22 protein-coding genes are annotated in these 25,098 nt (G+C 30.7%); 17 read left to right on the top strand and 5 right to left on the bottom strand.

Going from position 1 to position 25,098, the window contains the following annotated elements:
- Positions 1-179: 179 nt before the first annotated feature.
- The 12 genes from ccoN (at position 180) to CQA42_RS04515 (ending at position 10,544) form a co-directional block, all read left to right on the top strand.
- Positions 180-1,649 carry a cytochrome-c oxidase, cbb3-type subunit I gene (ccoN, locus tag CQA42_RS04570; RefSeq protein WP_115583510.1) on the top strand — a complete coding sequence of 490 codons (1,470 nt, stop codon included), beginning with the start codon at positions 180-182 and terminating at the stop codon, positions 1,647-1,649.
- A 9-nt stretch (positions 1,650-1,658) separates the two neighbouring features.
- Positions 1,659-2,351 carry a cytochrome-c oxidase, cbb3-type subunit II gene (gene ccoO, locus CQA42_RS04565; RefSeq protein WP_115583509.1) on the top strand — a complete coding sequence of 231 codons (693 nt, stop codon included), beginning with the start codon at positions 1,659-1,661 and terminating at the stop codon, positions 2,349-2,351.
- 14 nt (positions 2,352-2,365) lie between these two features.
- A complete protein-coding gene (locus tag CQA42_RS04560) occupies positions 2,366-2,581 on the top strand; it encodes a cytochrome c oxidase, cbb3-type, CcoQ subunit (protein ID WP_115583508.1) in 216 nt (71 codons plus the stop codon).
- Complete coding sequence (locus CQA42_RS04555) at positions 2,581-3,441, top strand: c-type cytochrome (RefSeq protein WP_115583507.1); 861 nt, start codon at positions 2,581-2,583, stop codon at positions 3,439-3,441. The genes CQA42_RS04560 and CQA42_RS04555 overlap by 1 nt, the downstream gene beginning before the upstream one ends.
- Positions 3,442-3,450: 9 nt before the next feature.
- On the top strand, positions 3,451-3,654 hold the full coding sequence (locus CQA42_RS04550) for a DUF4006 family protein (protein WP_115583506.1): 204 nt from the start codon (positions 3,451-3,453) through the stop codon (positions 3,652-3,654).
- A gap of 115 nt (positions 3,655-3,769) precedes the next feature.
- On the top strand, positions 3,770-4,378 hold the full coding sequence (locus CQA42_RS04545; RefSeq protein ID WP_115583505.1) for a TPM domain-containing protein: 609 nt from the start codon (positions 3,770-3,772) through the stop codon (positions 4,376-4,378).
- A complete protein-coding gene (locus CQA42_RS04540; RefSeq protein ID WP_115583504.1) occupies positions 4,371-4,913 on the top strand; it encodes a hypothetical protein in 543 nt (180 codons plus the stop codon). Before CQA42_RS04545 ends, CQA42_RS04540 begins: the two co-directional genes overlap by 8 nt.
- A gap of 143 nt (positions 4,914-5,056) precedes the next feature.
- Positions 5,057-6,535, top strand: coding sequence for a hypothetical protein (locus CQA42_RS04535; RefSeq protein ID WP_115583503.1), 1,479 nt, complete (start codon positions 5,057-5,059; stop codon positions 6,533-6,535).
- Between the two features lie 81 nt (positions 6,536-6,616).
- Complete coding sequence (locus CQA42_RS04530) at positions 6,617-7,528, top strand: DMT family transporter (protein ID WP_115583502.1); 912 nt, start codon at positions 6,617-6,619, stop codon at positions 7,526-7,528.
- A complete protein-coding gene (gene ilvA, locus CQA42_RS04525; protein ID WP_115583501.1) occupies positions 7,525-8,733 on the top strand; it encodes a threonine ammonia-lyase in 1,209 nt (402 codons plus the stop codon). Before CQA42_RS04530 ends, ilvA begins: the two co-directional genes overlap by 4 nt.
- Positions 8,720-9,892, top strand: coding sequence for a hypothetical protein (locus tag CQA42_RS04520; protein ID WP_115583500.1), 1,173 nt, complete (start codon positions 8,720-8,722; stop codon positions 9,890-9,892). Before ilvA ends, CQA42_RS04520 begins: the two co-directional genes overlap by 14 nt.
- Before the next feature lie 46 nt (positions 9,893-9,938).
- Entirely contained in the window at positions 9,939-10,544 is a 606-nt protein-coding gene (locus tag CQA42_RS04515) for a trimeric intracellular cation channel family protein (protein WP_258865563.1), read from the top strand.
- Here CQA42_RS04515 and CQA42_RS04510 read toward each other — a convergent pair.
- The 3 genes from CQA42_RS04510 to CQA42_RS04500 are packed head-to-tail and all read right to left on the bottom strand — an operon-like array spanning position 10,541 to position 15,370.
- Positions 10,541-12,730 (bottom strand): flagellar hook-basal body complex protein, encoded by a 2,190-nt coding sequence (locus CQA42_RS04510; protein WP_115583499.1) that lies wholly within the window; start codon positions 12,728-12,730, stop codon positions 10,541-10,543. The two genes, CQA42_RS04515 and CQA42_RS04510, sit on opposite strands and share 4 nt — an antisense overlap.
- Positions 12,731-12,745: 15 nt before the next feature.
- On the bottom strand, positions 12,746-13,582 hold the full coding sequence (gene flgD / locus CQA42_RS04505; protein ID WP_115583498.1) for a flagellar hook assembly protein FlgD: 837 nt from the start codon (positions 13,580-13,582) through the stop codon (positions 12,746-12,748).
- Between the two features lie 9 nt (positions 13,583-13,591).
- A complete protein-coding gene (locus CQA42_RS04500; RefSeq protein WP_115583497.1) occupies positions 13,592-15,370 on the bottom strand; it encodes a flagellar hook-length control protein FliK in 1,779 nt (592 codons plus the stop codon).
- 142 nt (positions 15,371-15,512) lie between these two features.
- On the opposite strand from CQA42_RS04500, the gene typA reads away from it, so the two are divergent.
- The gene (typA, locus tag CQA42_RS04495) at positions 15,513-17,309 is read left to right on the top strand and encodes a translational GTPase TypA (protein WP_115583496.1); all 1,797 of its coding nucleotides are present in this window, start codon (positions 15,513-15,515) and stop codon (positions 17,307-17,309) included.
- 156 nt (positions 17,310-17,465) lie between these two features.
- Positions 17,466-18,065: an NAD(P)H-dependent oxidoreductase gene (locus CQA42_RS04490; RefSeq protein WP_258865562.1), complete on the top strand. Its 600-nt coding sequence runs from the start codon at positions 17,466-17,468 to the stop codon at positions 18,063-18,065.
- Between the two features lie 54 nt (positions 18,066-18,119).
- Here CQA42_RS04490 and CQA42_RS04485 read toward each other — a convergent pair whose 3' ends face one another.
- Together CQA42_RS04485 and CQA42_RS04480 are read right to left on the bottom strand one after the other, a co-directional pair.
- Positions 18,120-18,497: a hypothetical protein gene (locus CQA42_RS04485; RefSeq protein WP_115583495.1), complete on the bottom strand. Its 378-nt coding sequence runs from the start codon at positions 18,495-18,497 to the stop codon at positions 18,120-18,122.
- 67 nt (positions 18,498-18,564) lie between these two features.
- The gene (locus CQA42_RS04480) at positions 18,565-19,701 is read right to left on the bottom strand and encodes a hypothetical protein (protein WP_115583494.1); all 1,137 of its coding nucleotides are present in this window, start codon (positions 19,699-19,701) and stop codon (positions 18,565-18,567) included.
- A 160-nt stretch (positions 19,702-19,861) separates the two neighbouring features.
- Here CQA42_RS04480 and metE point away from each other — a divergent pair, with 160 nt between their 5' ends.
- The 3 genes from metE (at position 19,862) to ilvD (ending at position 24,988) form a co-directional block, all read left to right on the top strand.
- Positions 19,862-22,135 carry a 5-methyltetrahydropteroyltriglutamate--homocysteine S-methyltransferase gene (gene metE / locus CQA42_RS04475; RefSeq protein WP_115583493.1) on the top strand — a complete coding sequence of 758 codons (2,274 nt, stop codon included), beginning with the start codon at positions 19,862-19,864 and terminating at the stop codon, positions 22,133-22,135.
- A 20-nt stretch (positions 22,136-22,155) separates the two neighbouring features.
- The gene (locus CQA42_RS04470; RefSeq protein ID WP_115583492.1) at positions 22,156-23,061 is read left to right on the top strand and encodes a methylenetetrahydrofolate reductase; all 906 of its coding nucleotides are present in this window, start codon (positions 22,156-22,158) and stop codon (positions 23,059-23,061) included.
- Positions 23,062-23,125: 64 nt separating this feature from the next.
- Positions 23,126-24,988, top strand: coding sequence for a dihydroxy-acid dehydratase (ilvD, locus tag CQA42_RS04465; protein WP_258865561.1), 1,863 nt, complete (start codon positions 23,126-23,128; stop codon positions 24,986-24,988).
- Positions 24,989-25,098: the final 110 nt, after the last annotated feature.

Below are 25,098 nucleotides of genomic sequence, written 5' to 3'. Positions count from 1 at the left end.
GTAAATTGAAATTTTAAGAAAACATAGTATCTATATTAAGCTTAAGAGAATATTTTTAATATATCTATAATTTCTTAATACATTAAATATCACATCTTGGGTTATTTAATATTATAAAAAAATATTTTTTGTAATATAATACTAGGTGTTAAAATTTTAAAAACAAAACAGGAGGGTTTATGCATACAAATGGTGTATTGGAATACGACTATTCCATAGCAAAGCTGTTTATATGGACAACTTTGATTTTTGGTATAGTTGGTATGCTAATTGGTGTAATTATTGCTTTTCAAATGGCTTACCCAGCACTAAATCATATTGCTGGAGAATATGGTATTTTTGGGAGATTAAGACCAATTCATACAAATGGTGTAATATATGGTTTTACACTTAGTGGAATCTGGGCTGCATGGTATTATTTAGGACAAAGAGTCTTAAAAATAACATATAAACAACATACTTTTTTAAAAATAGTAGGTTTATTGCATTTTTGGATATATTTGCTTTTATTAGTAGTTGCTGTTATATCTCTATTTGCTGGAATAACACAATCTAAAGAATATGCAGAATTACCTTGGATACTTGATTTAGTCGTAGTAGTAGTATGGATATTATGGGGGATAAGCTTATTTGGCTCTATGGCAGTTAGAAAAGAGCATACTCTATATATCAGTATTTGGTATTTTATAGCAAGCTTTGTTGCAATATCATTTTTATATATCTTTAACAACCTTGCAATTCCTACTTATTTTGTTTCTGGTGTTGGTAGTATTTGGTATTCTGTATCTATGTATGCAGGAACAAATGATGCTATGGTGCAATGGTGGTGGGGACATAATGCTGTTGCGTTTGTATTTACTTCAGCAATTATTGGTGTTATGTATTATTTCTTACCAAAAGAATCTGGACAACCAATATTCTCATATAAACTTACTTTATTTTCATTCTGGGGATTAATGTTTGTATATATTTGGGCTGGCGGACACCATCTAATCTACTCTACAACTCCAGATTGGGTGCAAACACTAGGTTCTGTATTTTCAGTTGTGCTAATTTTACCTTCTTGGGGAACTGCTATTAACATGCTTTTAACGATGAGAGGGCAATGGCATCAATTAAGAGAATCTCCAATGATTAAATTCTTGATATTAGCATCTACATTCTATATGCTTTCAACTTTAGAGGGACCAATTCAATCAATTAGATCTGTTAATGCGCTAGCTCACTTTACAGATTGGATAGTAGGACATGTTCATGATGGAGTTTTAGGCTGGGTAGGATTTACAATCATTGCAGCTTGTTATCATATGGTTCCTAGAATCTGCAAAAGAGAAATATATTCTAGAAAAAGTATGGATATGCAATTCTGGATAATGACACTTGGAATTATTCTTTATTTCTCAAGTATGTGGATATCAGGTATTACTCAAGGTATGATGTGGAGAGCTACTGATGAATTTGGAAGCTTGGCATATTCATTCATTGATACAGTATCAGCATTGCATTTATATTATGTGATTAGATCTATAGCTGGTGTATTATACTTGCTTGGATTTATTATGTTTGTTTATAATATTATAATGACTATGATTGCAGGTAGAGAGCTTGATAAAGAACCTCAATATGCAACTCCTATGTCTAATAAATAAGGGGTAAATATGTTTAGTTGGTTAGAAAGAAATCCATTCTTTTTTACGGTTGCTTTTATAGTAGTATTTTCTATTGCTGGACTTGTTGAAATACTTCCTAATTTTGCAAAAACTGCAAGACCAATAGAAGGATTAAAACCTTATAGCATTCTTGAGTTAGCAGGAAAACAAGTATATATGAAAGAAGGTTGCTACAACTGCCATTCACAGTTAATTAGGCCTTTTAAAGCAGAAACTGATAGATATGGTGAATATAGCAAAAGTGGTGAATATGCTTATGATAGACCATTTTTATGGGGTTCAAAGAGAATTGGACCTGATTTACATAGAATCGGAGATTCAAGAAGTTCTGATTGGCATGCAAATCACATGTATGAACCTACTAGTGTAGTGCCTAATTCCATTATGCCAAACTATAAGCATACATTTAAAAAAGATACTGATTTTGAAACAGCTTACGCAGAAGCATATACTGTAAAAACATTATTTGGTGTTCCATACGATGCTAATGAAAATTCAGTAAAACTAGGAAGCTTAAAAGAAGCTAAAACTATATTTATGGAAGAAGCGGCAATAATTGTCGATGAAATGAAGAATCAAGAAGTGAAGGAAGCATTTGATAGAGGTGAAGTAAAAGAAATAGTTGCATTGATTGCATATATGAATAGCCTAGGTCAAAAAAGACGAACTTCAGCTCAGTAATTTTGAGGTGTGTAATGCTAGAATTTTTAATAGAAGCTAGGGCATATATATACTTTGTTGCAACTATACTGCTTGTTATATTTCTATACTCATATATATATTATATGTATAGTGCTCAACAAAGTGGTAAAAAAGACTATGAAAAATATGCAAGACTTGCTTTAGATGATGATATTTTAGATACACCAATAGAACCAAAACAAACAAATAAAGATAAGGGGGATAAATAATGCAATCTTTATTAAATGATAGTGTAACCATACTAGGTCTGCTTGGAGCTCTTGCTATTTTAATATTAACTGCATTTATAGTTAGCACATATTTAAATAAAATGAAGCATAGCAAAGCAGATGGTGTATTAACACAAGAAAACTGGGATGGAATAAAAGAATTTAAAAATGACTTGCCTATAGGTTGGTCTACTATATTTTTATGTGTGATTATTTGGGCATTGTGGTATATGTTTATTGGATACCCACTAAATGCTTATTCACAAATTGGTGAATACAATAGGGAAGTAAATAATTACAATAAAAGTTTTGAAGAAAAATGGACAAACTTGAGTGAGTCAGAATTAAGCATTATGGGTGACAATATATTTCAAGTTCAATGCTCACAATGTCATGGTATAGATAAAAGCGGTATTGATGGTAAAGCTGCAAATTTAAATAGCTGGGGAAGAAAAGAATATATAGTAAATGTCATACTAAAAGGTAGCAAAGGTATGAATTTCTTAGCTGGTGAGATGGTGCCAATAGCAATTAGCAAAGAAGAAGCAGAGGCTATTGCAGATTTTGTTATGGCAGAAATATCAAATTCAAAAACACCAGCTAATGCAGAGACTATTGCAAAAGGTAAAGAATTATTTAGTGTTAATTGTGTAGCTTGTCATGGAGTAGATGGAAAAGGAGTAGAAGGTATGGCAGATTTTGCTCCAGATTTATCAAAATATGGCACACATGAATTTTTACAAATCGTGCTATCAAGAGGTAAAAATGGTCATATAGGTAAAATGCCTTCATTTGATTATGTGAATTTCGATGAAATTCAAGAAAAAGCATTAAATAGCTTTATACTATCTGATGAATAAGGAGTATTTATGAATGGTGGATATTTTAGTCTAAATGGTTTGACAGGATTTATAATAGCAGTTGTGCTGCTTTTAGCTATTGTTGTAGTTCTTGGTGTATGTGCTGTTAATGTGCAAAAAAAAGAAGCTACAAATTATTACAATCTAGATGCAACAAATATAGAGATGGTAAATAACTCAAATGCACAACATTATCAACTAAAAAAGGAATGATTATGGATTTTACTATTGTTGAAAAAGTGCTTGCCATAGCATTGGTGATTTTAGCAATCATATCTATCGTAATTGTTTTTATACCAAATATGTTTCTTTATTTGGTGTAAAATCTTTGATATTTATAACAAAAAGGATTCCAATATATGGAATCCTAATTACCCTATTTTGCACATATATATCTGCAAGTAATTTTGTTTTAAATCCAAACAATCTACTTACACAAAAAAGTGCGGACTTTATCCAAAAGGTTTCACAAGAACTCTTAGAAAAAACAGGAGTAAATCTATATGTATATATGGGTGAGAGTTTAGAAGGTAGAGATTATTTGAATTTTAAAGAAAATTTTATTAAAGAGCTTAATAAGCCATTTGCAGCAATTATACTGATAAAAAAAGACAAAAAGATAGATATTATAAGCTCTGAAAATGATCTATTTGATAGAAAAAAAGTCTATTGGGAATATATGGTGCCATTGATACCAACAAAAGATTCTGAAATTACAGCAGAAGCGTTATCTGCTATAGTATTTAATGGATATATAGAGAGTGTAGATTTGATAGCAGATAAATTCGATACAAAGATAGAACACAATATCCCAAAAGATGAAAAAGGTGCAAAAGCAGTAGCACAACTTATTTTATATATTATGTTATTTTCTATGCTAGGAATAGTAGCTTTTATGTATATCATTAGAAATAAAAGGAATATCAATAATGGATAATAAAAAAACATTTTGGCCTATAGGCATAGTATTATTTTTAAGCATAATGGTATGTATGATTATATTAACAGTTTATATATCTATAAAATCTTCACCAGAAGATGACAATACTTATTTTTCTACAAGACAAATTGTAGATAAAGAAATAAATCATATTTTGCTTACTCAAGATCAATTAGAAGAAGAATATAAATTTTATTATATTGATAATACAGGAGCTAATCACAAGCTAGATAGAAAGGTAAATAAAAAAACATCTATACCAATTGAAATAAAGACTAATGAGCCATTTATGCTTAATATAAAAATCACAGACAATAATGGCAACAATACAGATTCTGCAAAAGTAGAATCTATCATAACTCGTTTTGCAACATCAAAGTTTGATAAGAATCTAGGTGAATTATCTAAGAATAATGATATTTTTAAATCAAATGAAATCATGTTAGAAAAAGGTGATTGGAAAGTAATGATCAAAGTAACGATAGATGATAAAAATGCTTTCTTTGAACAATATATAAAAGTAATCGAATAAATAATAGGAGTGGATGATGATAGTAAATAGGGGGGGGGCAGCAACAGCTTAGTAGCTTTCTAATATTCTTACTTTTTATAGGATTCTATAATATTATCTTAATATCATTTAGTAGATATTTTTTTAATTTAGATGATATTTGGATGTGGCTTGATATATATGATAAAAAAGCCATATGGAATGGATATACTCCAAGTAGTGGGAGATTTTTTCCATTAGCCTCATTTGATTTAAATATACTTATGCAGTTTTCTAGATCACCATATTTATTTTTCACATATAATGCGGTATTAGCTACTATATTTGCATTTATCTATTTAAAGATTCTAAATAATGTAAATAATTCAAAAATAAATCTATTAATAGTCGCATTGTTTATGCTAAGCGTAGGATTTGTCATAATATTTTTTGGAATCTGTTATTCTGATAAAATCATGATTGTATTTTTAAGCATATTTATGCTTTGCACCTTTTATATCATCAAAAATAATGATCCAAAATATATATTTCTTGGGATTGTATTTTTAAACCTTAGCATATACCTAAAAGAGCCAATATTTATCGCTACATTTTGTATTGGATTTTTATTGTTTATTCAAAGTTTTAAAAATCATTATAAAAACTTAAAAACATATTCTATTTTGATTATGCTAAGTAGTATTATTTATTGTATTTTGTATTTTATTTTGATTTTTAATAATATAGAAAAATCATATGATAGATATACACAGAATTCTGATGTAATTACTATAACATTGCATGGGATAATTAATTATATATTAAATGATGGAATTATCATATTTTTACTGCCAACTTTGTTTGTATATAGAATCTTTAGAGTTTTTATCAAAAAAGATAAATTTGAAGTATTTTTTGATAGCTTTCTTAGTGCAGGTTTTGTGTATTTGTGCATATATTTAGTCCTTGGAATCTTTGAGACTTATTATCTACTTCCATGTTATATTTTTAGTGGTGCAAGCATATTATATTTTTTAGTCAATCAACAATATACAAAATTTATTTTTATAAAAATTGCTTTAGCATTAGGTTTGCTTGGATTTTTTGCTTCATCTCTTCCTTTTGGAATCTATAATATGATAAATCTAAAAGCCCAAGGTGTGCAATTTAATGAAATATTAGATTTTAGTGCAAAATATTTAAAGCAAAATCCAAATACTGATATTTATTTTGATGGCACAGGTAGAGGAAGAGAGATTTATGCAGAATATTATGTAGGATATTTCGTAGAATATCTAAATAAAATCTATAATATAAAAGAATTTGATATAAAAACATCAATGCCAAATCTAAAAGATATAAAAATAGATTCTAAAAAACCATATACATATTTTAATTCCCTAGATTTACACACCCCAAAAAGTGGAGATTTAATCATCTTAAATAACACCACTACAAATAAAATTAATAAAACATATATGCAAGATTTAAATGATAAATACACTCTAATTTATAAAAGCAATTTTTCAACAATTCCATATATAAACATAAAATCTATTATAAAATTTGTAAATTTAAATCTAACAAAATCAAATCATAGCTTGTTTGGACATCAAAATGTTTTTAGACTTCCACTAAATGCATATATTTTTAAAGTTGAATGATTTAGATTTAAAAATCTAAAATACATTTAAAGCTTTTTACTAACATAAAACAAGTAGAATCCATTTTCTTAGGAGTGGATTATGATGACTAGAACAAAACTAATAAATATCGGCATGTTTTATATGCTATTGGGGGCATTTTTCTTTTCATTGATGAATACTTCTATGAAATTACTATCAGATTCTATTACTATCAATGAAAATATATTTTTTCGTGGCATTACTATGGTTGTTTTTATAATCTTGTTTATGCTTATCAAAAAAAATAAAAAACATCATAAAAATAAAAAAGGTGGATATGGAAGATTAGTATTTAGAGCATTGATTGGCTCATTATCGCTTTATGCAATGCTTTATAATATATCTACAATATCGCTTGGAACTTCTGTGGCATTTGCACAAAGTGCGCCTATTTGGACTGCATTATTTGCGTGGATAATATTAAGAGAACAGCCTCACATAGGAGTAATTCTTAGTGTCATAGTAGGTTTTATTGGTGTTATATTAATAAGCAATCCTGAAACATCAAATCTAGAAATAATAAATATCACACTTGGAATCCTAAGTGGAATCTTTGCAGCACTTGCTTTTATAAGCATAAAATCATTAAAGGGATATTTTGATGATTTAACAATAATGCTTAGTTTTGGGCTTGGTGCTAGTATATTGGGTATCATTGGTATGATAATATTTCAAGATTCATTTAGCGTATTAGGAATAAGAGAATATGCTTATATCTTATTAGTCGGGATTACAGGCACAATTGGGCAATATTATATCACTAGAGCTTATATATTTGCTCCAGCAGGTATTGTATCGCCTATTGATTATACAAGAATTGTATTTAGTCTGATTTTTGGTATTATTTTAGGCGATATGTTTCCTGATATTTATAGCATTATTGGAATGTGTTTGATTATTTTATCTGGAATTTTGGTTGCAATGCCAATAATTATTCAAGAAATAAAATACACCTTAAAGGGAAAAAAATGATAGAACTAGAGTGCTTTAAAGCTGCAAGAGCAAGGATAAAAAATATTGTTGTAAAAACAGAATTATCATTTGCACCGCGTCTTAGCGAATTAAGTGGATACAATATATTTTTAAAAAAAGAAAACTTACAAAAAACAGGGGCTTATAAGTTAAGAGGAGCATTTAATAGAATAGCAAAACTAAGCGATGAACAAAGAAGCCTTGGAGTAATTTCTGCGAGTGCTGGCAATCACGCACAAGGAGTCGCATATAGCGCTAAACATTTTGGGATTAAAGCTATTATTGTTATGCCAGAGGCAACACCACTACTAAAAGTATTAGCTACAAAATCCCTTGGTGCTGAAGTCATACTTGCAGGTGAAAATTATGATGAAGCATACAAACATGCAAAAGAATTAGCAAAATCACAAAACTTAGAATATATCCATCCATTTAGCGATGATGATGTGATAATTGGTCAAGGCACAATAGCATTAGAAATGATTGAAGAAGAAAGTCTTGATTATGTTTTAGTTCCTGTTGGCGGTGGGGGATTGATATCTGGAATCTCAAGTGCATATAAAAGCATAAGTCCAAATACTAAGATTATTGGTGTAGTTGCAGCTGGTGCATCCGCTATGTATCATTCATTTAAAAATAAAAAAGTATGCAATTCAAAAAGTGTTAAGACGATTGCAGATGGAATTGCAGTAAGAGATGTAAATAAAAAGAATCTAGATATTATTTTAGAATATGTTGATGATATCGTGATAGTAGATGATGAAGAGATTGCAAATGCAGTGTTGTTTTTGTTAGAAAAACAAAAATTAGTAGTTGAGGGTGCAGGAGCTGTTGGGGTTGCAGCAATATTACATAATAAATTGAATATAAAAAAAGGTAAAAATATAGGAATAGTGCTAAGTGGTGGAAATATCGATGTAACAATGCTAAATCTTATCATAGAAAAAGGTTTAATAAAATCATATAGAAAAATGCAATTTAGAACGATCCTTATTGATAAACCTGGAAGCCTACAGCGACTAACAGATATATTATGCAAAGTAGGGGCAAATATCATCAAGGTTGATTACAATAGAATCTCAACAACACTTGATTATGGAGATGCAATAATTAGTATGGCATTAGAAACAAAAGGGATTGAACACCAAAATGAAATTAGAAGTAAGCTAGCACAAGCTGGTTACAATATAGATGAATTTTATTGATAGATTTGATTTTTATTTTATATTAGTTTTAATATGCAGTATATGTGTATTATTATTTATCATTAGTGGGCTTAGTATAAGCTATCAAGAAGCAATATTATATTTTAGTGATGACAATATTACTTCAAAATTAGCTAGATTATCTACAAATATATTTGGTGTAAATGACTATACTTTTAGAATCCCAAATATAATATTATTTGCACTAAATCTAACACTAATATACCTAATATCAAATAGAATCCTAACACATAAAATAGATTCTATTTTATGTGTTATTATATACTCTTTGTTGCCCGGTGCGATTATGCAAGGTGTATTGCTAAATCAATCATCAATCATACTTTTTGTTGTGCTTCTAATTTGCTACATAGAAATCGCTTATAATAAAATAGCATATCCAATCTTGATATTTTGCATATTTTTAGGTCCAAGTATTTTTATGCTATTTTTGGCACTATTTTTATATGCAATAATCTCAAAAAAAATATATACCGCTATATTTGCACTTATATGTTTTTCTATAAATATGTATATGTTTGGAATAGATGTTAGCGGCAAACCAAGTGGAAAATTTTTAGATGTTATTAGCTCTCTTGCATTGCTTTATTCACCGCCATTATTTATATATTATATATATACACTTTATAGAAATATAACAAAAGAAAAAAAGAATCTATTATTATATGTGAGTGTTTGCAGTCTTGTTGTTGGAATCTTGCTATCAATTAGGCAAAATGTAGATAAAGAAATATTTTTATTTATGTCATTATGCGGGATTCCACTTATGATAAAACAATTTTTAAGCGATATAAGAGTGCGACTTCCTATGTTTCAAAATTCATATAAAAATAGATTTTTAATAGTATTTGTATTTTTGGTATTAGAGGCATCAATACTGATATTATCAAAATATTTATATCTAATAGTAGAAAATCCAAACAAAACTTTTTTAAACTCATTTTATATAGCAAAAGAAATAAGTATGCAACTAAAAGAAAAAAATATATCAAGAGTAAGCATAAATGATAAAACAATGCAAAAAAGACTAGAATTTTATGGAATAAAAAATGGCGGACAACCACTCAAGAAAGTTAATAAAAATGGGAATATAATCATTGAGTATCATGGAAAAGTCGTGGCTAGATATGCTATATAAATATTTGAGTAACTAATGATGGATATTGTTTGGATATTTGATATTATTGGAATTATTGCATTTGCAATTAGCGGATTTTTTGGTTGGTATAAGAAAACAATTTGATATTTTAGGTGTTGCGATAATGTCAGCTATAACATCATTTGGTGGTGGAATAATACGCGATGCTATAGTATCTAGAATGCCTTTTGTTTTTACATTTTATTATCCAAGTATTACATTGTTTGTAGTTTTTATATTTTGTATGATATTTAGAAGGTTGATTAATGATAAGCTAGAACAAAAGATTCTATTTATTGTAATGGATGCAATAGGATTGGTCGCATTTGCTATTTCTGGCACATTGCTTGCAATTGATATGGATTTTAATTTATTTGGTGTTGTTATATTGTCTTTTATTGCTGCAGTTGGTGGAAGTATCACAAGAGATGTGATAATAAATGAGATTCCATTATTGCTTAGAAGTGAAATATATGGGATTATTGCTATATATTGTGCATTAATATTATTTATATATTCATATTTTTTTGATGAATACAATATCTATATAATTTCATTTGTTTCAATAAGTGCATTTGTCTTAAGAATCATTGCATATATTAGAAAATGGAAGTTACCAATGTTGCCACAACATTATAAACAAGATTCTTAACGTTTTAAATTTATTGCTTCTTTTATCAAATCATCGCCTGTCGTAAAAGCTTTTGCATTCATTGCATAGCCTCTTTGAAATATGATTAAGTTTGTCATAGCATCAGCTGGATTTACATTGCTGCTCTCAAGATATTTATGCAATATTTGTCCAAATCGCAGTTTCCCTGCTTCATCCCAACCAAGTATAGGATTGCCACTTGCAGGAATTCCTTCTTCTCCATCTCTATTTATTAGACTCATTTCAAATAGATTCCCGCCTTTCTTTTGCAAACCCTGATCATTTACAAATGCAACAATACCAACTCTGCCCATAGTCTCTGTAATACCATTTGAAAATGCGAGATTAATAAATCCATTATCATCGATAGAAATATCGCTTAATTCACCTTTTTGCACCCCATCTTTTGTTTCTCCTAAAATAGATGAATCTATATAAGAAAAGCTAGTGCTCTCTCTGCCTTCACTTCCATTTAAACTATATGTTATATTTCTATCATTTACTCTTAATTCTATATCATCACCTTGAATTACCTTGCCATCTTTATCAAATGTAATCTTGCTAGATATCTCATCGCTTATCATATTTTTTCCATCTCTATCATATATGGCAGTTTTGACATTCCAAACTTTTGTATCATTTGAATTATCTTCTAAAGTAAATTTTGAAATTATTAGTTGCTTTTCTCCATTTTCATCAAATATTTCTGTGGTAGTTTTATAGTTTGCAACCCCTATATTGCTACTTAAAAACTTTTCATTATTTATGGGCTGCCAATTTATCATATCATCTTGTGGATTCCCATTGCTAGAATCTCCGATTTTCATATATACTAAATCATTAAAATAAACAAAAGAATTTCTTGCATATTCATTATTTTCATCATATTGTGTAATTTCAATCTGCCTTGCATCACCAAGATCTACCCAGCTTGTGGTATCATCTAAAGAAGAATCAACTTCGCTTATCTTTTGATACACCTTGCCATCATTTTTTACTAATGAGTTTATATCATAGCTAGATTCTGCATTATAAGGCTGGATTGCACTAGAATCTACTAGAATCCAAGATTCTCCATCTTCTAGCGGATTAGAACTGCCTGAAGCATTTATTCTTTGAAATATAGCACCATCAATTTTTGCATAATCACCAATTAGATAATTTTTACTAATATCAAAATCTTTAATCTTTAAACTATCTAATTCTTTTGAGCCACTCATTCCCAATCTATCAAATAATTTTCCACCTAATTGGACATCCATACTTGCAAATGAATTATTTTTCAATTCTAAAGTGATATTTTTATCCCCACTAGCATTTTTACTAATATCAAAATCTAATCCTGTTTGCTCTTTTATTTTATTTATTAGCTCACCTAGTGTTTTAAAACCATTCTCTCCATCGCCATTGTATTGAAATACATATTCTTTACTTTCATTATTTTGTGTGATTTTTATACTTGCATCATTAAAAGCCTGTGCATTTATTTGCTCTCTATCAACTAACAATGAATTAACATCTTGATTTAATATAGCTTCATTATCGATTTCTCCATTGTTATCTAAAAATACTTCATAAGCTGGCAATACGCTTTGATTTGGATTTAGATTGATAGCAATATTTATTTTTGTAGTTTGTGTTGGTCCATAATGTAAATTTTGTGGAATCATAAGTGGTTTTAAATCCCCACTAGGTAATAATTCAGTATCTATTTCTTTATTGCTAACAAATACTCCATTTTGTATTTTTCCTAAATCAACACCCATCATATAGTGACCAGATGAATTTACAATATACCCTTCTGCATCTCTTGAAAATGAACCATCTCTAGTAAAAAAAGTATTTGAATTTGGCTCTTCTACATTAAAATTGTTATTTTCATTATTACCAACTACAAACCAGCCTTTTCCGATATATGCTACATTTAATTCACCATCACTCTCGTGATAATTACCACTTAAATTTGATATTGCATTTGAAGCTACACTAGAGCCATAATTTATATCACTAGATACCGGTGAATTTGGATTTGTTGAAGTTAGTGCATTAGAAAATAAACTTTTAAATTCTGGGTTATTTGCTCTATAACCTGTTGTATTAATATTTGCAATATTATTTGATATAGAATCTATTCCAAATTGATGTGTTTTAATGCCACTATATCCATTTAATAAAGTAGAATTCATTTTAAATTTCCTTGTTTAGTTCTTTGCATAAAATTCTAGTGCTTCTTCAAGTGGCACTATCAAATCACCCATTCTTAAATGCGGCTTACCATCATCAAAAATCACACTTTGTATCTCACCTCTACCAAGTCTAGCGATATTTGAGCTACCATCAATATTGTGATTATAATTTGCTATTACATTATAAGCCCCGCTTGGAAGAGAATTTCCTAAACTATCCCTAGAATCCCAACTAAAGCTTAAATATCCACCTTTTCCATTATAAGCACTAATATCAAATTCTCTAACTAATTCTTTATTTTCATTGAAAATCATTATTTTTGGAATGCCTCTACTTGCATCGATATTTTCATCAAAATAAAGCTCAAAATCGATATTTTTACCTTCCTCTAGATTTAGCCCATTTATCTTTGTTTCTGCGATTTTACCTATCAAATTAACGCTATTATATGGCGATGAAATAGCTGGAGAAGAAGTATTATCGATGCTAGATTCTGCATTTTTATTTATACTTGCAAGTAAAGCTTCAAGTGTAGTTTTCATATCATTTTGAAAATTTTTCAATTCTTCATTTGTAGCTTGTGTGCTTTTCATGGCATTTGCAACTTCAATCATTGTTTGTTTTGTTTGCTCTTGCATTTCAACTTGCGTTAATTGTGCTGTTTGCGTGATGATTTTATCAGTCTCCATTGGTGAAGTTGGGTCTTGATTTTTTAATTGTTCTAAAAATAATTTCATAAAAGCATCATTATCAAGCTCATTTGTATTTTTCTTTGGTTTTGCTTCTTGGGCTTTGTTGTATCCGCTAACTTCATTTAAATCTATTGGTTCTTTTATATTATCTAGTGCCATCATAATCCTTTATGCATAGTTATTTACAAGTGTAATTTCTAAATTTGCTATTTCATTATCTATATCATCATCAATAGAATCTACTCTTTTATCCAAATGTTTAAAATTCCATTCTCCTTTACTATCACTAAATCCCATTTGTGAGCCATTTGAAAAACTCATTGTTATATTTTCATATCCTATTTGACTTAGTGCTGTGCGTAAATCACTTTGGTTTTGGATAAATAGATTCATAGTGTTTTGATTGCCATTTAGCTGAAGTTGAATATTTTTACCTTGATGAGTAATACTTACTTCAATACTACCTAAATTTGCAGGATTTAGCTCTATTGTAACCTTTGATATAGGTGGTTTATAATTTATGATTTCTTGTTTTAATGCTCGACTAAAACCATTAAATGTTTCTTTTAAATCAATATTTTTTTGAGTTTGCTCAAATTTTACATTATTCACATTAATAGAATCTACATTTTTATCGTTATTTGCTTGTTTAGCTTCAAGTTCAATCTTTGGCTCTTTTTTGTTGTTTAATTTTAAATTGACAGGTTTTAACTCCTCATTTTTTATCAAATTAGAATCTTGCTTTTCCATATCTTTTATATTGATTTCATTTTTTGCTTGTGGCATCTTAGAATCTGCATTTTGAGTATTTTGAGTGGTTTGAGTATTAGAATCTTTTATATTTTGTTCTTTTATATTTTGCGAAGATTCTGTTATTTTTGGATTTTTTAAGTCATCTTTTGAAGTCTCAATTTTTGATTTTAAATCATTATTTTTAAAATCAAGTGGAAGTTTAGTGCTAACTTCATTTGGTTTTATAGTCTCTTGTTTATGCTGTATTTTTGTAATATTTAATGCTAATTCATCTGCTTTTTTTATCAAATCACTTAATTTTTTTCCATCACTTGGTTTAAGCAAAGATAATGCATCAAAAGCCTTAAAAGTTCCATATTTCAAAGTATCTTTAAGTGACAATTTCACCTTATCATCGCTTAAAGTAGAAAATTTTGGTGCTTCATCTTTTAAAAGATTATCTATTAAAGTTTTATTATTTTCTTCTTTTGTATTATTATTTTTTGCTGTATTTAGTGGTATTTCTTTTTGCGCATTAGATACTTTAGGTTCTTGCTTTTCATTTTCATCAGGGTTTAAATTAGAATCTATCAAATCATCTTTTATCGTATTTAGTGGTAGCTCTTTTTGCACATTAGATACTTTAGGTTCTTGTTTTGTATCTTCTTCTATATTAGGATTTAAACTAGATTCTATTAAGTCATCTTTTGCTTGGACATTTATTATTTCTTTGTCGCTTATTTGTTTTACTTGATTATTTACTTTCGGTCTAATGATATTAGGCTCATTTAGATTCTTTAAATCTTTTGAATCTTTTAAATCTTTAGTATTGGCAGTAAATGAGCTGTCATTTTGTGGTTTGTTTTGTAAGATTTTTTTAAACAATTCATCTTTTGATTTTGGATTTAAAATCTCTTTATTATCATCAATAAGAAGGGCATTTTGTGCTTTTATGTTATTAGTAGAATCTAATGCAGTTTTTTGGGCTAAATTATTTTGCAATAGCGGTTTTGTTTGCTGTATAACTTTAGAATCTGCTATTTTATTTTGTGTAATCTTATATTGATTTGTTGATTTAGGTTTTGTTTGTTTATCTGTTTTTCCAAGATTATATAAAAATTTAGCAAAATCTGCCCCATTTCTTTTTGAGATTTTTTTTGCTGGAGTGTTTGTTATACTTGATGAAATGGCTTCATTAGCACTATCTATAATCATAAAATACCTAATTCCTAAAAAATAAATTTTAAATGTCAAAGCAATTACTATTCCTAAGTATAAGTAGAAATGATAAATATTTTTTAAAGCTAAAAATATATAGAATTAAAACTTTTTAATTTTAAATTCAAATAGAGACAATATGCAAAATATAAGAAATATCGCAGTAATAGCGCATGTAGATCATGGAAAAACGACATTAGTAGATGGATTGCTCACGCAATCAGGGACATTTAGCCAAAGAGAACAAATTGATGAAAGAGTAATGGATAGCAATGATTTAGAAAAAGAAAGAGGTATTACTATCCTTTCAAAAAACACTGCTATAAACTACAAAGGCACAAAAATAAATATCATTGATACTCCTGGTCACGCAGATTTTGGTGGTGAAGTAGAACGCGTGCTAAAAATGGTAGATGGGGTTTTACTTCTTGTTGATGCACAAGAGGGAGTTATGCCACAAACAAAATTTGTTGTAAAAAAAGCTCTTAGCCTTGGAATCCGCCCTATTGTAATAGTAAATAAAATTGATAAACCCGCAGCCGAACCTGATAGAGTAGTAAATGAAGTATTTGATTTATTTGTAGCAATGGATGCAAATGAAGAACAACTAGACTTTCCAATAATTTATGCTGCAGCTAGAGATGGATATGCAATAAGAAATCTAAATGATGAAAAGAAAAATCTTGAGCCATTATTTGAAGCCATACTAGAATATGTCCCTGCGCCTAGTGGAAATAGCGATAATCCACTTCAAATGCAAATTTTTACACTTGATTATGACAATTATGTTGGGAAAATTGGTATTGCTCGCGTATTTAATGGACGCGTTAAAAAGAATGAAAATGTTATGCTTGCAAAAAGTGATGGTGAAAAAGAAAAAGGAAGAATTACAAAGCTTATAGGATTCTTAGGACTTGCAAGGACAGAGATTGAAGAAGCACAAGCTGGAGATATTGTAGCTATAGCTGGATTTAATACTATTGATGTAGGAGATTCTATTGTTGATATAAATAATCCTATACCATTAGATCCTATGCACCTAGAAGAACCTACAATGAGTGTTTATTTTGCAGTAAATGATAGTCCTTTAGCTGGGTTAGAGGGCAAGCATGTAACAGCAAATAAACTAAAAGATAGGCTTTTAAAAGAAATGCAAACAAATATTGCGATGAAATGTGAAGAAATGGGTGAAGGAAAATTCCGTGTAAGCGGAAGAGGCGAGCTTCAAATCACAATTTTAGCTGAAAACTTAAGAAGAGAAGGATTTGAATTTAGCATTTCTCGTCCCGAGGTAATCATAAAAGAAGAAAATGGCGTGAAAACCGAGCCATTTGAACATTTAGTTATTGATACACCACAAGATTTTAGTGGAACAATTATTGAGCGATTAGGTAAAAGAAAAGCTGAAATGAAAGCGATGAATCCAATGGGTGGAGGATATACAAGATTGGAGTTTGAGATTCCAGCACGCGGACTTATAGGATATAGAAGTGAATTTTTGACTGATACAAAAGGTGAAGGTGTGATGAATCATAGCTTTTTAGAATTTCGTCCTTATAGCGGGAGTGTAGAATCTCGTAAAAATGGTGCATTAATATCTATGGAAAATGGTGAGGCTACTGGTTTCTCACTTTTTAACATCCAAGAGCGAGGTGTGCTTTTTATCGCACCACAAACAAAAGTATATATAGGAATGGTGATAGGAGAACATAGCCGTGATAATGACCTTGATGTGAATCCTATCAAATCAAAACATCTAACAAATATGCGTGCAAGTGGAAGTGATGATGCAATAAAGCTTGTCCCACCAAGAGATCTTACGCTAGAACGTGCATTGGAGTGGATAGAAGATGATGAAATTTTAGAGGTAACTCCACAAAATATCAGAATCCGCAAAAAACTCCTAGATCCAAATCAAAGAAAAAGAAAAAAATAAGATTCTACTAAGAATCTTTATTACTACAAATATACGCTATACAATAAGCCTTTATATTGTCATAACTGCTATTTTAAAGGCTTATAATTTATGCAGATTCTATCTAAACACTACTTTTTATATAATATCAAGATATAAATATATAAAGGAAGGATAATGGATAAATTTCTAAAAGCTATGCATTTTAGGCATGCGTGTAAGGTATTTGATGAAAATAAAGAGATAAAACAAGAAGATTTTTTAAATATTTTAGAAGCAGGAAGATTGTCTCCAAGCTCAATGGGAATGGAGCCAACTAGATTTATAGTAGTAAATGATAAAAAATTAAAAGAAGAATTAAGAACTATCTGCTGGAATCAAGTCCAACTTACAAGTGCTTCAAAAGTAGTAGTGCTAAAAACTCTTATTTCACCACTTATGCCGCCATCAAATTATGTAGATTCTATGTCAATAAGAAGAGGTAGCACAAAAGAAAAAAGGGAGGCTTGGAGCAAAGTATATGCAAACTTTCTAGAATCTATGCAAAATAAAGGCATAAGCCTACAGGCTTGGGCTCAAAAACAAGCTTATATTGCGGCAAGCTCGATGATGAATTATGCTGCATATATAGGGATAGATTCTTGTCCGATTGAAGGATTTGATATTGATAATGTAAATAAAATCCTAGGATGTGATACATTTAAAGAAAGTGTAGCAATCATACTTACATTTGGATATAGGAAAAAGAACAACAAAAACGATATAGATTTAGCCTAGATGAATTAGTAGAATATAGATAGAATCTTGTAGAGAAATCTCTACAAGATTCTGCTAGCAATCATTGCTAATATAAATATAAAAATATTTACTCTCAATCTTTTTAAATCCAAAATCTTGCATTTTAGAAATCGTATCTAGACTTTTTAATAAAAATTCATCATTTGGATTCTTGACTTTATCTTTATTAAACCACATAGAATCTTTGCTTAACACTATTATATTTGCATTTGAAAAATATTTCAGATTTTTTGAATTTGATTTCTTTAAGAATTCTTCTTCTATGAAAAAATCAGGCTCAATTCTCCCAAATGTTTGAAAAATGTTTTTTGAAGTAATACCAAGTTTATGATATTCAAAGCTAGGGTTGTCAGTCAGGATATTTATATCTTTTTTGCATTTACCAAGTTGCGTAGAAAGTGTGGAGATCAAATCATCATTTTTAAGTTTTACTAGACTTAAATCTATATTGTATTTATCAAATGCTTCTAAATACGATTTATTTAGTGCTACCCCCCCCCATCTGAAGTAAAAGTATCAATGCTAATAATTTCTTAGAATTAAACATAATAAAAAATGGAATAAAAGCTAAAAGACACAAATAAATACTGCTTATATAATATCCACTCCAAGCTTTATTTACAAAGAAAAATAAATACAAAAAGCTAATTAACATTGAGCAAATGATTGGAAAAAATACATCTAAATTTTTATTTTTATTAAATCTATACAAGAAAAACAAGCAAAATACCATAATTACGATAAATACAATTATCTCAAAATAATAAAAATCAACTACTCCAAATATTTTTTCGCTAAAACTTACATCAATATAGCTTCCATGGTTTGTAGCATTACTTTGCATATTATGCATAAACAACCACCACCAAGCGCCAAAACCTCGCGGATGAAGTATATATGGATTTGTAATAATAAATATAAAAATAATTGCTAAAGTGCTAAAGATTCCATATTTTAAAACAAATCTAAAATTAGATATATTTGGTTTTCTTAAAAATACCACACCAATATATACATAAATAAGTGGTAAAAACATAATAGCCTGAATCTTTGCAGCCCCAGCACTTAATCCAAAAAATAAAATACCAAAATAAAAATTTTTACTAAATTCAAAATTATCTTTTATCAAAAAATAACAACTTACAAGAAGAAGCAATGCTTGAAAAACATTTGGCTTAAAAATATATCCTTCTATATAGAATCCAGACATAAAAATCACAAGAAAAACTATTCCATAAGAATACAAATAATCTAAAAATAATCTTGCAATCTTAAAAACCATAAACAAACAAAGCACGCTAAATACACCGCTTAAAAATCTTGGCATAAATATAGCCATCTGAGTATCGCCTATCATATGAAATGGTGCTACTACTATAAGATTTATCAAATGCCATATAAACCCATATACATAAGAATCAAAACGAAATAAATCTTCAATATTAAAATTTATAATGCCTTCATACATTCTAAGCAAACTATGATATTGCATAAATTCATCGCCATTTGTATATGCTAAAAATTCCAAATCCAAATATCTATAATCCATATATGCAAACACTGCTAACAAAACAAACATGATTACATATATAAGATTGTCTTTTGTAATGCTCATATTTCTCCTTTAATTTAAAATAAACAAATATAGTAGCTTCAATCAAAAACAAAAGCAAATAACTTGAATTAATTTTTTATTTTTTATAAAAAAATAAAAATATATATTGTATTTAATAATTTTATGCAATAATTACAAAAATTTTTTATAAGGATTAAACATGAGTAGTATTTTAGGATTCCCAAGAATTGGGAAAAATAGAGAGTTAAAAAAGGCATTGGAAAATTTTTGGAGTGGAAAATGTAGCCAAAAAGAATTAGAAGATACCGCAAAAGAATTACGCAAAAAACACTGGGAAGTGCAAAAAAATCTTGATTTTGTATGTGTAAATGACTTTAGCTATTATGACAATGTGCTAGATTTAGCCTATGCACTAAATGCGAAGCCAAAACGATTTAGAAACTTAAATGGAATTGAAAGCTATTTTGCAATGGCTAGAGGAAACAAAAACAATGTAGCTTGCGAGATGACAAAGTGGTTTAATACAAACTATCACTATGTTGTGCCAGAATTAAGCATAGATGATGAATATAAAGCGAATGTAGATTCTATAAAAACACAATACAATGAGGCAAAAGCCTTGGGTTATAAGCCAAAAATAAGCATAATAGGATTGTTTAGCTTTTTTGCATTAAGTAAAATCGTAGATGGGGATAGAAAAGATATTTTTAAAAAACTAAAAAGTGCATATTTAGATCTTATTGATGAGATAGCAAAGCTAGATTCTAATGTCGTGGTAGAATTTAGTGAGCCTATTTTTGCAAAAGGGCTAAATAGCGATACTTTCAAGGATTTAAAATGTATATATGATAGAGATGTGATAGAGTGTATTTATAATTCGATTGCAAAAAAGGGTATAAAAGCGATTGTAAGCACATTTTTTGAACATAGCAATGAATTTAGCGAGATTCTACTAAAAAGTGATATTTATGGAATAGGACTTGATTTTGTATATGGCAAGAAAAATCAAGAAATTTTAGAATCTATTGCAAAAAGCGACAAGATTCTATATGCAGGTGTAATTGATGGGAGAAATATCTGGGTTGCAAATCTAGAAGAAAAGCTGCAATTCCTAGAATCTATAAGCAAAATCTTACCAAAAAATAGGATTGTTATCACTTCTTCTTGCTCGCTACTTCATGTGCCTTTTAGCAAAGATGATGAAGATAAAATGGATAAAGAAGTATTATCATGGCTAAGTTTTGCAATAGAAAAAATAAAAGAGCTTGAAGTGCTAGATAAAGCATTTAGAGGGGATTTAGATTCTAATACAAAAGAATTTTTGCAAACAAATAAAGATATAAATACCAATCGCAAAAATTCTACTAAAACAAACAATAATACCATTCGCCAAAGAGTTGAAGGCTACAAAATTACACAACGAGAAGAGCCATTTGAAAAACGAATTAAGATTCAAAAACAAAACTTTAATCTCCCAATATTACCTACAACGACAATTGGTTCATTTCCACAAACAAGTGAGATTCGCGCCCTAAGACAAAATCTGAAAAAAGGCTTAATCTCAAAAGACACATACAATGAAGGAATCAAAGAATATATAAAAGATTGCATAAGATTCCAAGAGGAAGCAGGACTAGATGTATTAGTGCATGGTGAGCCGGAGAGAAATGATATGGTTGAGTATTTTGGTGAGCAATTAGAGGGCTTTGTATTTAGCAAAAATGCATGGGTGCAAAGCTATGGAAGCAGATGTGTAAAACCACCAATCATTTATGGCGATGTGAAGCGAAAACATCCTATGACAATAGAGTGGATAACATATGCTCAAAGCCTAAGCAAAAAGATTGTAAAAGGAATGCTTACAGGTCCAGTTACTATACTAAATTGGAGTTTTGTTAGAGATGATTTAGCTAGAAAGGAAGTGTGTAAGCAAATTGCACTTGGTATTGCTGATGAAATCAATGACTTGCAAAATGCAAATATAAAAATCATTCAAGTTGATGAAGCAGCATTTAAAGAGGGTTATCCACTAAGGGCTGAAAATATCAAAGAATACGAAACTTGGGCGCTTGATTGTTTCAAAATTTCAACAGCTATTGCAAAATCACAAACACAAATTCATACACATATGTGTTATAGCGACTTTAATGATATTATAAAAACGATAGAAGCACTTGATGCAGATGTGATTAGCATTGAGACTGCAAGAAGTGGAAATAAACTACTAAAAGTTTTCAAACAAGTAGGATACAAAAATGAAGTAGGACCGGGCGTATATGACATACATAGCCCTAGAATCCCAAGCATAGAAGAAATAACAGCCCAAATAAAATCCTTACTTGAGGTATTGCCAAAAGAGCAATTATGGATAAATCCAGATTGTGGGTTAAAAACACGAAAATGGGAAGAAGTTAGAGAAAGTCTAAAAAATATAGTCATTGCGGTAAAAAATATAAGAGAGAATCTAGCATAAATTTAGCAAATGAGGTTGATATGTTTGAATATATAGAATCTGTTGTAGAAAAAATTCATTCTACATCGCCATTCTTTAGCCTAGAAATTAATCCAAAACTAAGTGCTAAGTTGCAAGATAAAAACATAAATGAACTAAAATCATTTGATTCAATTGATGCATTTGTTGTTACAGATTCACCACTTGCTAGATTCAAACCATCATCAATTATAAGTTCTATAAAATTACAAAATATATTACAAAAGCCCATAATTTGCACATTATCAATGAGAGATAGAAACTCAATTGCCCTGTGTGGCGATATATTAGCTGCAAATGAATTAGGACTTAGACTATTTCTAACACTTACAGGTGATGGTATAAAAAATAGTGATTGCGAGTATGTAAAAGGTGTATTTGAGGGCACATCTAACAAACTTGCAACAATAATCGATGATCTAAACAATGGCATAGCAATAAACAAAAAAAAGTTGATAGAAAAACCACAAAAAATCTATTATTTTGCAGTTATCAATTCATACGCAAATAACCTGCAGTCAATAAAAAAAAGGATGATTAAAAAACTAAGCAACAACAATATAAGCGCACTTTACTCACAACCAGTATTTTCCAAAGATAGAGCAGAACTTTTACTCTCTAATATAAATGAAGCAAATGCACTCTATGGCACAAATACTGCCCTTGTGCTCGGCTTTTTTGCAATTACTAGCTATAAAACAGCAGTTTTTTTAAGAGATAAATTACCAGGAATCTACATCCCAGATAAATGGATAGAATCTCTTTATAAAGCATCGCAAAAAGGGGTGCAAGAAGAGCAAAAAGTAGGATTAGAACTATCTTTAAATCTATTTTCTGATCTAAAAACAATACATAATAAATTTCATCTAATGAGTAGGCAGCATAGCATTTTAAAGCATTTTATTTAAGACTCTAGTCATAGCATAAATAAAAATTGTTATAATCATGCATTTTTCTTTATAAAGGAGATATATGCGAAGCGATATTATTAAAAAAGGTTATGAGCGCGCACCTCATAGGAGTTTGTTGCGTGCTACTGGGCTAAAAGACGAGGATTTTAATAAGCCCTTTATCGGCGTGGCAAATAGCCATATTGACATAATTCCGGGGCATTTTTTCTTGGCTGAATATGGGCGCATTGTCAAGGAGGAAATCCGCAAGGCAGGTGCCGTGCCATTTGAGTTTAACACCATTGGCATTGATGATGGCATCGCTATGGGGCATGGCGGAATGCTCTATTCCCTGCCTAGCCGCGAGCTAATAGCTGATTGTATAGAATCTGTGATGAACGCGCACTCGCTAGATGCGATGATTTGCATTCCAAACTGCGATAAAATCGTGCCCGGTATGCTTATGGGCGCGCTGCGTGTGAATGTGCCTACGATTTTTGTAAGTGGCGGTCCAATGCTAGCAGGCAAGCTAGATGATGGCACGATTTTGGACTTGAACTCCGCATTTGAGGCAGTGGGAGCGTATGCCAGCGGGCAAATTGATGAGAAGCGATTGCATGAGATTGAATGCAGGGCATGCCCTAGCGGTGGGAGCTGTAGCGGTATGTTTACAGCAAATTCTATGAATACGCTTTGCGAGGCGATGGGTGTCGCGCTGCCCGGAAATGGGACTATCCCAGCACTCACAAAAGAGCGCGAGGAGCTGCTAAGAAAGGCGGCGCGCAGGATTGTAGAAATCGCGCTAGATTCTAAGCTAAGCGAGCAATTTAAGATGCGCAATATTTTGAATAAAAAAGCCGTGCATAATGCCTTTGTCGTGGATATGGCGATGGGCGGCAGCACAAATACCGTGCTACACATGTTAGCAATCGCTAAGGAAGCGGAGGTGGATTTTAATCTACGCGATATAAATAATATCGCTAGCAAAGTCGCGCATATCGCCAAAATCGCCCCAGCACTTAGTAGCGTGCATATGGAGGATATAAATCGAGCGGGCGGGGTGAATGCGGTGATGAATGAGGTGGCTAAAAGAAATGCGTCTTTGGGTATGCAATGCGAAGGATTTGCGGAATTTCCAGAGGCACGCACGCCAAGTGCGCTAACCTCTGAAAATCCCGCAAAAACCTCCACAGCCACACCGCAAAATACTAGAATTTTGGAATCTAGCTCTTGTGGTTGTGAAAACAGCGCGAGTGCTCAAGCAAAATCTATATTATGTTTAGACGCGCTGACGATTACAGGCGAGAGCTTAGGCGAGCGTATCGCGGGGGCGCAAATCACAGATTCTCAAATTATCCGCCACAATGACAATGCATATTCACCAATCGGCGGGCTAAAGATTCTCTATGGCAATCTTGCAAAAGAAGGTGCGGTGCTAAAAGTCGCCGCTGTGGCAGAATCTATGAAAGAATTTGAGGGAAGCGCGGTTGTGTTTAACTCGCAAGATGAGGCGATTAAGGGCATTGCAGGGGGCAAGGTAAAGGCTGGGAATGTCGTTGTTATCCGCTATGAGGGACCTAAGGGGGGACCGGGAATGCAAGAGATGCTAAGCCCAACAAGCCTAATTATGGGAATGGGCTTAGGGGAATCTGTCGCGCTTATCACTGATGGACGCTTTAGCGGGGCGACGCGCGGGGCGTGCATTGGGCATGTGAGCCCTGAAGCGGCTGAAGGCGGGCTTATCGCACTTATTGAAAATGGGGATAAAATCCGCATATCTGTTTCAAGCGGAAGCCTAGAATTGCTCGTAGATTCTGCTACGATAGAATCTCGCCGCACAAAATGGAAGCCAATCAAAAAAGATATTAAGAGCAAATGGCTTAAACGCTACTCGCTTTTAGTCAGCAACGCCGCAAATGGTGCGGTGCTAAAAACGGAGCTTTAGATTTTAAAAACAGAATCTAGATTCTGTTTTTGCCTGCACGCAGGCTAATCAAAAAACTTAATATCCACTTCAAAAATATGGGCGATTTTATACAAATGCTTACGATTAAA

It is taken from the genome of Helicobacter sp. MIT 99-5507, from assembly GCF_003364295.1.
GTDB lineage: Bacteria > Campylobacterota > Campylobacteria > Campylobacterales > Helicobacteraceae > NHYM01.
Note: the sequence above shows the minus strand (reverse complement) of the source record. Positions and strands in the feature narration are given on the sequence as shown.

What these genes read in the sequence shown, in the direction of transcription:
- ccoN (WP_115583510.1), top strand. Translation starts at nt 180, where the DNA reads ATGCATACAAATGGTGTATTGGAATACGACTATTCCATAGCAAAGCTG.
- ccoO (WP_115583509.1), top strand. Translation starts at nt 1,659, where the DNA reads ATGTTTAGTTGGTTAGAAAGAAATCCATTCTTTTTTACGGTTGCTTTT.
- CQA42_RS04560 (WP_115583508.1), top strand. Translation starts at nt 2,366, where the DNA reads ATGCTAGAATTTTTAATAGAAGCTAGGGCATATATATACTTTGTTGCA.
- CQA42_RS04555 (WP_115583507.1), top strand. Translation starts at nt 2,581, where the DNA reads ATGCAATCTTTATTAAATGATAGTGTAACCATACTAGGTCTGCTTGGA.
- CQA42_RS04550 (WP_115583506.1), top strand. Translation starts at nt 3,451, where the DNA reads ATGAATGGTGGATATTTTAGTCTAAATGGTTTGACAGGATTTATAATA.
- CQA42_RS04540 (WP_115583504.1), top strand. Translation starts at nt 4,371, where the DNA reads ATGGATAATAAAAAAACATTTTGGCCTATAGGCATAGTATTATTTTTA.
- CQA42_RS04535 (WP_115583503.1), top strand. Translation starts at nt 5,057, where the DNA reads ATGTGGCTTGATATATATGATAAAAAAGCCATATGGAATGGATATACT.
- CQA42_RS04530 (WP_115583502.1), top strand. Translation starts at nt 6,617, where the DNA reads ATGATGACTAGAACAAAACTAATAAATATCGGCATGTTTTATATGCTA.
- ilvA (WP_115583501.1), top strand. Translation starts at nt 7,525, where the DNA reads ATGATAGAACTAGAGTGCTTTAAAGCTGCAAGAGCAAGGATAAAAAAT.
- CQA42_RS04520 (WP_115583500.1), top strand. Translation starts at nt 8,720, where the DNA reads ATGAATTTTATTGATAGATTTGATTTTTATTTTATATTAGTTTTAATA.
- CQA42_RS04510 (WP_115583499.1), bottom strand. Translation starts at nt 12,730, where the DNA reads ATGAATTCTACTTTATTAAATGGATATAGTGGCATTAAAACACATCAA.
- flgD (WP_115583498.1), bottom strand. Translation starts at nt 13,582, where the DNA reads ATGGCACTAGATAATATAAAAGAACCAATAGATTTAAATGAAGTTAGC.
- CQA42_RS04500 (WP_115583497.1), bottom strand. Translation starts at nt 15,370, where the DNA reads ATGATTATAGATAGTGCTAATGAAGCCATTTCATCAAGTATAACAAAC.
- typA (WP_115583496.1), top strand. Translation starts at nt 15,513, where the DNA reads ATGCAAAATATAAGAAATATCGCAGTAATAGCGCATGTAGATCATGGA.
- CQA42_RS04490 (WP_258865562.1), top strand. Translation starts at nt 17,466, where the DNA reads ATGGATAAATTTCTAAAAGCTATGCATTTTAGGCATGCGTGTAAGGTA.
- CQA42_RS04480 (WP_115583494.1), bottom strand. Translation starts at nt 19,701, where the DNA reads ATGAGCATTACAAAAGACAATCTTATATATGTAATCATGTTTGTTTTG.
- metE (WP_115583493.1), top strand. Translation starts at nt 19,862, where the DNA reads ATGAGTAGTATTTTAGGATTCCCAAGAATTGGGAAAAATAGAGAGTTA.
- CQA42_RS04470 (WP_115583492.1), top strand. Translation starts at nt 22,156, where the DNA reads ATGTTTGAATATATAGAATCTGTTGTAGAAAAAATTCATTCTACATCG.
- ilvD (WP_258865561.1), top strand. Translation starts at nt 23,126, where the DNA reads ATGCGAAGCGATATTATTAAAAAAGGTTATGAGCGCGCACCTCATAGG.